We start from the raw sequence: 816 nt of genomic DNA on the forward strand, positions 1-816 counted from the left end.
ATCCAGCAAGGAAGCAGCTACCGATGTTCCAGCCTGAACAGTCAGCGTCTGGTTCATCAGATTCACGGTCGAAGAAGTCACGCCATCCAGCTCACCGACTTCTTTCTCGATCTTTGCTGAGCAGTTCGGGCAGTCCAGACCTTTCAGGAGATAGACTTTCGTCACCGCAGGTTCGGTCTTTTCCGACACTTCAACATCTGGCTCGTGGCTGTGGACGATCGTGGTAACGGTGTCCAGCAGGGAGGTAGCCACCGATGTTCCTGCCTGAACAGTCAATGTCTGGTTCATCAGATTCACGGTCGAAGAAGTCACGCCATCCAGCTCACCGACTTCTTTCTCGATCTTTGCTGAGCAGTTCGGACAGTCCAGACCTTTCAGGAGATAGACCTTCGTCACCGCAGGTTCGGTCTTTTCCGACACTTCAACATCTGGCTCGTGGCTGTGGACGATCGTGGTAACGGTGTCCAGCAGGGAGGTAGCCACCGATGTTCCTGCCTGAACAGTCAATGTCTGGTTCATCAGATTCACGGTCGAAGAAGTCACGCCATCCAGCTCACCGACTTCTTTCTCGATCTTTGCTGAGCAGTTCGGGCAGTCCAGACCTTTCAGGAGATAGACTTTCGTCACCGCAGGTTCGGTCTTTTCCGACACTTCAACATCTGGCTCGTGGCTGTGGACGATCGTGGTAACGGTGTCCAGCAGGGAGGTAGCCACCGATGTTCCTGCCTGAACAGTCAATGTCTGGTTCATCAGATTCACGGTCGAAGAAGCCACGCCACCCAGCTCACCGACTTCTTTCTCGATTTTTGCTGAGCA

Annotated in this window: 1 protein-coding gene; it reads right to left on the reverse strand. The window is 53.6% G+C overall.

What is annotated here, in order from left to right; translation table 11 throughout:
* Window positions 1–627, reverse strand: a 627-nt coding sequence (locus C4N24_RS15000; protein WP_431733142.1) for a cation transporter, incomplete at its 3' end; no start/stop codon positions are given.
* Between the last annotated feature and the right edge of the window lie 189 nt (window positions 628–816).

Origin of the sequence: Faecalibacterium prausnitzii, from assembly GCF_003287405.1 — a bacterium.
Taxonomy (GTDB): Bacteria; Bacillota; Clostridia; order Oscillospirales; family Ruminococcaceae; genus Faecalibacterium; species Faecalibacterium intestinale.